Genomic DNA, 5,249 nt, shown 5'->3' on the forward strand with positions numbered 1-5,249 from the left:
TGGTCGCGGCCTTCGAGCGCGAGCGCCAGCCAAAGACCGAGGACGGTCCCGAGGACGGCCACGCCGAAGCCGACTTCAAGGCTGGTTGTCAGCGCATCGAAGTCGCTTGAACCGAGGCGTTCGAACCAGCGCATGCTGAAGCCATCGGGGAAGATCGTTCCCGACCAGTGCGACGCCACGCTGGAAAGCGCAACCACGATCACCGGCAATACAAACAGCCAGAAGCACAGAAGCGCGGCGAAACAGGTGAAGATCCACGCGCCGACGCGCTTGAGCGAATGCGGCTTCGATGCTGCAACCGGCAGCGAAAATTCAGTTGCCATTGCGGCCTCCTGTGCGCCGGTTGACGCGCCTGTAGAGCGCGTACAACGAGAGCGACATTGCAAGCATGACAACCGCGCCGGCCGCGGCTGTCGGCAAGTCCAGATCGACCGTAGCCGAGCTGTAGATTGCCATCGGCAAAGTTATCAGATGTGCGCTTCCCAATACGAGCAGGATGCCGAATTCATTGAGCGTCAGCAGGAAACACAGGATCGTTCCCGCCGCGATACCCGGCCATGCGAGCGGCAGGATGACCTTGAACGCGACCATCCAGCCACTCGCACCCAGACTCTTCGCGGCTTCGATCAGACGCATGTCGAGCGTTGCAAACGACGCAAGCGTCGGCCGCACCACGAACGGTGCGTAGAACACGACCTCCGCGAGAATCACGCCGCCAATGCCAAACAAGAAGTCGAGCGGCGGATTCTGCAAGTTGAACAAACGCTGCAAGCCGATGCTCACCGATCCCTGCGATCCATACAGAAAGATCAGCGTGAACGCGACCAGGAACGAAGGGAACGCGACAAACAATTCGAGGAAACGCGTCACGAGTTTCGCGCCGGGAAATGGCTTGAAAAACAATATGGATGCAAGCAGGACACCGAGCAATGACGCAAGCGTTGCACTCGCGAAGAGGATGCCGAGCGTCGTGCCGATCACACCGCTGGTTTCGGGATTGGTGAAGAACGCGGTGTACGCCTGCAGGCTCAAGCCATGCTTGCCCGTCACGCTCAGCCACAACAATTGCACGAGCGGATACAGCACCAATGGTCCGAGCACGACCACCAGGATGAACCAGAGCTGCCACTGCGCACGCCGTTCGCGCCGACGCTTGGCAAGCGTGTGCGCGGGGTCGTCGACCAGGTGTTCACTCGCTGACAAGGACGACATCGTCAACCTCGTGGCGTAGGGAAACACGCGCGCCCTTCTCGGGCATCGGACCATGCGATCGTTGCATGGTGACGAGCACGGGCTGGTCGGGCAATGCATCGAGCATCACCGAGACCGAGAGCGCTGCGCCGTACCATTCAACCGAGGAGATCGTGCCGTGCAATTGCGCACTGCCCAACGGCACGATCGACAGGCACTCGGGACGAATGCACGCAAGCCTGCCGCGTTCGTCGTGCCGTGCATCGCCAACAGGAAACATGATCGATGGCGGCAACAAGTTCGCCGCGCCAAGGTAGCGCGCGACGAACGCGTCCTTGGGGTTATCGTAGAGTTCGCGCGGCGTGCCCAATTGCGCAATACGGCCGTCGCGCATCAGCAACGTGCGATCGGAGAGCACCAGGGCATCGTCCTGATCATGCGTCACACAGACAATGGTCAGGTTCGGCAGGCGCTCATGCAACGACTTCAGTTCGGTACGGACCGATGCACGCAGGTTGGCATCGAGTGCCGAGAGCGGTTCGTCGAGCAGCAGCACATCCGGCTCGATTACCAGCGCTCGCGCCAACGCCACGCGTTGCTGCATGCCGCCCGACAACTGCGCGGGCATCACGTGCCCCGCGTCGCCGAGTTGCACGAGCTTGAGTGCATCCGCCACGCGCCGCGCTATCTCTCCGGCTTTCAGACGCCGCGCCCGCAGGCCGAACGCGACGTTATCGAACACGGAAAGATGCGGGAACAGCGCATAGCTTTGAAACAGAAGCCCGAGGTTGCGCTTGAACGGCGGCACGTGCGTAAGATCACGCCCGGCCACCGTCAGCCGGCCCGCGAGCCCGTCCGCCTCCACGAATCCCGCGATGAACCGCAGCAACGTAGTCTTGCCGCAACCGCTGCGGCCGAGCACGGTAAGCAGTTCGCCGCGCTCGATAGTCAGCGAGAGGTCATCCAGCACCGTACGCGCGCCAAAGCGCACGCTCAGGCCTTCGATATGCACGCCGCCATGCGCCGGCTTGAAAGAATCGGCGGCAGCAGCTTCGCGAGTGGCCGGAGCCAGCGTCAAAGTGTTCACGGTTCACATCCCTGAGAGCTTCGATAAGAACGCAAGCGCTTACGACTTCGGCTTGACCACGTCGAGTTGCTTGCCGGAGGTGCCGATCACGTCGTTTTTCCAGCGCGTGGTCCACGCGGCTTTCTGGTCCATGACCTGGTTCCAGTCCACCGGAATCAGCTTCACGCCCGCGATGGCCTGCTTGACCGCCTCGCCATTCTTGCCGGCAAGCGGAACGTCGGTGCGGCCCGGAATGCCGTAGATGTCCGGCACCTTCGCCTGCACTTCCTTCGACATCAGGTAGTCGACCAGCTTCTTGCCTTCAGCCTGATTCGGGCCGCCTTTGATCAGGCCGATCGCGTAGGGCAACTGGAACGTGGTCGGCGCTTCGCCGGCCTTGGCCGAGAGGAAGATCGGCTTGAGCGAAAGGCCGCCGTTGGTGGCATCGTCCAGATCCATCTGCAGGTCGCCGTTCGCGAATGAGATTTCGTTGCGCGAAAGCAGCACGTCGAGATAACCCGTGCCCTTCGTGTGGAATTTTGCGCTCTTCTCCAGATCCTTCAGATAGTCGAACGCCTTGTCCTCGCCCATCAGCGCGCTCGTCAGGATGATCACGGCCATGCCGTCGCCGGCGGTCGCGGGATTCGAGTAAGCCACCTTGCCGCTGAAGTCCGGATGCAACAAGTCGGCAAACGTCTTCGGCGCGGTCTTCGTGACTTCGGGGTTGATGGCGAACGAGAAGTAGTTGTTCACGAAGGTCGCCCACGCACCATCGGATGCCTTCGCAATCGCCGGCACATTCGCGTAGTTCACGCTCTGGTACGGCTGCAGCAAGCCGCCTTGCGATGCTTGCTGGATGAACGGCGGCAGCGTCACGAGCACGTCGGCCTTCGGCGAATCCTTCTCTACCTGCGCCCGGTTCACCACTTCCCCGCTACCCGCCGTCACGATATTCACCTTCACACCTTCCTTCTTTTCGAAGGCCGGCAGCACATCCTTGTACAGGTTTTCAAGGCCGTCGGCGGTGTACAGCACGACTGCATCGGCGGCATGCGCCTGCATGGCCGCGACGCTTGCGAACACGGCCACGGCAAGACACGAAGCCAGACGAGCTTTGGGGAAGCGATTTTTTGTCATGTTGCAAGTTCTCCGGAAGACGGAAACAACCAGGTGGCGTGAGGATGACGCGCGGTTTTCGAAAGGCCGCTTGCGTCCGATGATTCTTTGGCGCGGAGGTTGATCTGGTATAACCCGCAGCCGGATCGAAGCATCACAGAACTCTATGACAACGCCATGACGATGCCACATTTCTACAACAAAGACCACATTTCGCCAAAATTCCGACGTAGACTATTTCATGCCTGCCTGAGAATACGAACGGAGAAGATTGTGATCAACGGAAGTGACCCGATTTTGCTGACGCCCGGCCCGCTCACCACAACGCCGGCCACGCGTCAGGCGATGTTGCGCGACTGGGGATCGTGGGATGCGGCTTTCAACCAGATGACAGACTCGATCTGCCGCGACCTGCTCTCTATCGTGTCCGGTCAAAAAGATTTTGTATGCGTGCCCATGCAGGGAAGCGGCACGTTTTCGGTCGAAGCCGCGCTCGGGTCGCTCGTGCCGCGCGATGCGGTCGTGCTCGTACCGAACAACGGCGCGTATTGCACGCGTTTGCTGAAGATCCTCGAGCGGCTGGGAATAGCAGCGATCGAATTGAAGTTGCGCGATGACGAACCGGCCGGCGTCGCGCGTATCGAGGAGATGTTCTTGCGCGAGCCGCGCATCACGCACGTGGCGCAGGTGCATCTGGAGACGAGCGCAGGTTTGCTCAATCCGCTCGATGAGATCGCCGCGTCGTGCGCGCGTTTCGACAAGCGTCTTATTGTTGATGCAATGAGTTCGTTCGGCGCGTTGCCTATCGATGTATCGAAGGGCGGCATCGATGCCGTCGTATCGGCGAGCGGCAAGTGCCTTGAAGGCGTGCCGGGGATGGGCTTCGTGATCGTGCGGCGAAGTGTGCTGGAAGCATCGGAAGGCGTTTCCCGTTCGCTCGCGCTCGACCTTTACGATCAATATGCGTACATGCAGAAGACCACGCAATGGCGCTTCACGCCGCCCACGCATGTGGTCGCCGCGTTGCGCGCGGCGCTCGATCAATACAAGGCGGAAGGCGGCCAGGCTGCGCGCGGCGCTCGATACCAGCGCAACTGCGCGGCGTTGATCGAGGGCATGGCGGCGCTTGGATTCAGGCCTTTCCTGGACGCTTCGGTGCAGGCGCCGGTGATCGTCACGTTCCATGCGCCGCGCGATCCGGCCTACGATTTCAAGCGCTTTTACGAAGCCGTGCGCGATGCAGGATACGTGCTGTACCCGGGCAAGCTGACGGAAGTGGAGACGTTTCGCGTGGGATGCATTGGCGCTATCGATGCCAACGAGATGCTGAACGCAGTGGCTGCAATCAGCCGCGCGTTGGGCATGTTGCACGTGCGGCTCGCGGCCTGATCCATGCCCGGCAAGCGGTCAGGCAATCACCAGCTCCGGCCCGCGCGAGGCGATCGCCTTGCGCAAAGCCTTGTCGGGCGTGAGTTCGGTTACCAGGTATCGCGCCTTCTCGAAGTCGCGGATGCGCACCGGCGTGACGTGACCGAACTTCGAATGATCCGCGACGATCACCGCGGCGCTCGCAGCCACGATCATCCGGCTGCGCACTTCCGCGGCGAGCCGCGAATAGTCGGTCAGGTAACCATCGGACGTGATCGCGCCCGCGCCCACAAACGCGAAGTCCACGTGATACTGCGAAAGCTGCTGCACGGTATCGAGGCCGAACGTGGCGTCCTCGTTGTCCGAAAGTTCGCCGCCGAGCAGCGTGACCTTGTTGTCATTGCGCCGGCCGAGCAGCAACGCGATGCGCCAGTCGTTGGTGTAGACCGTCAGGCGATGCCGGTCGCCAAGCGCGCGCGCCACGGCTTGCGTGGTGCTGCCCGAATCA

General features: G+C 61.5%; 5 protein-coding genes and 1 pseudogene. 1 reads left to right on the forward strand and 5 read right to left on the reverse strand.

From position 1 onward, the window contains the following. The 4 genes and pseudogenes from ACRXB1_RS29515 to phnS all read right to left on the reverse strand — a co-directional run. A pseudogene (locus ACRXB1_RS29515) lies at nt 1–323 on the reverse strand (phosphonate ABC transporter permease); the annotation flags it as partial. Continuing rightward, nucleotides 313–1,212, reverse strand: a complete 900-nt coding sequence (locus ACRXB1_RS29520; RefSeq protein WP_062003295.1) for a 2-aminoethylphosphonate ABC transporter permease subunit — start codon at nt 1,210–1,212, stop codon at nt 313–315. The pseudogene ACRXB1_RS29515 and the gene ACRXB1_RS29520, both read right to left, overlap by 11 nt. After that, nucleotides 1,190–2,278: a 2-aminoethylphosphonate ABC transport system ATP-binding subunit PhnT gene (phnT, locus tag ACRXB1_RS29525; protein WP_375507508.1), complete on the reverse strand. Its 1,089-nt coding sequence runs from the start codon at nt 2,276–2,278 to the stop codon at nt 1,190–1,192. Before phnT ends, ACRXB1_RS29520 begins: the two co-directional genes overlap by 23 nt. Before the next feature lie 39 nt (nt 2,279–2,317). Beyond that, nucleotides 2,318–3,394, reverse strand: coding sequence for a 2-aminoethylphosphonate ABC transporter substrate-binding protein (gene phnS, locus ACRXB1_RS29530; RefSeq protein ID WP_449494042.1), 1,077 nt, complete (start codon nt 3,392–3,394; stop codon nt 2,318–2,320). Nucleotides 3,395–3,646: 252 nt separating this feature from the next. Here phnS and ACRXB1_RS29535 point away from each other — a divergent pair, with 252 nt between their 5' ends. Beyond that, a complete protein-coding gene (locus ACRXB1_RS29535; protein ID WP_062172581.1) occupies nt 3,647–4,762 on the forward strand; it encodes a 2-aminoethylphosphonate--pyruvate transaminase in 1,116 nt (371 codons plus the stop codon). An 18-nt stretch (nt 4,763–4,780) separates the two neighbouring features. On the opposite strand, the gene ACRXB1_RS29540 is transcribed toward ACRXB1_RS29535, so the two are convergent. Continuing rightward, nucleotides 4,781–5,249, reverse strand: a 469-nt coding sequence (locus tag ACRXB1_RS29540; RefSeq protein WP_449494043.1) for a DeoR/GlpR family DNA-binding transcription regulator, incomplete at its 5' end; no start/stop codon positions are given.

The sequence above is a fragment of the Caballeronia sp. M23-90 genome, assembly GCF_053574605.1.

What these genes read in the sequence shown, in the direction of transcription:
- ACRXB1_RS29520 (WP_062003295.1), bottom strand. Translation starts at nt 1,212, where the DNA reads ATGTCGTCCTTGTCAGCGAGTGAACACCTGGTCGACGACCCCGCGCAC.
- phnS (WP_449494042.1), bottom strand. Translation starts at nt 3,394, where the DNA reads ATGACAAAAAATCGCTTCCCCAAAGCTCGTCTGGCTTCGTGTCTTGCC.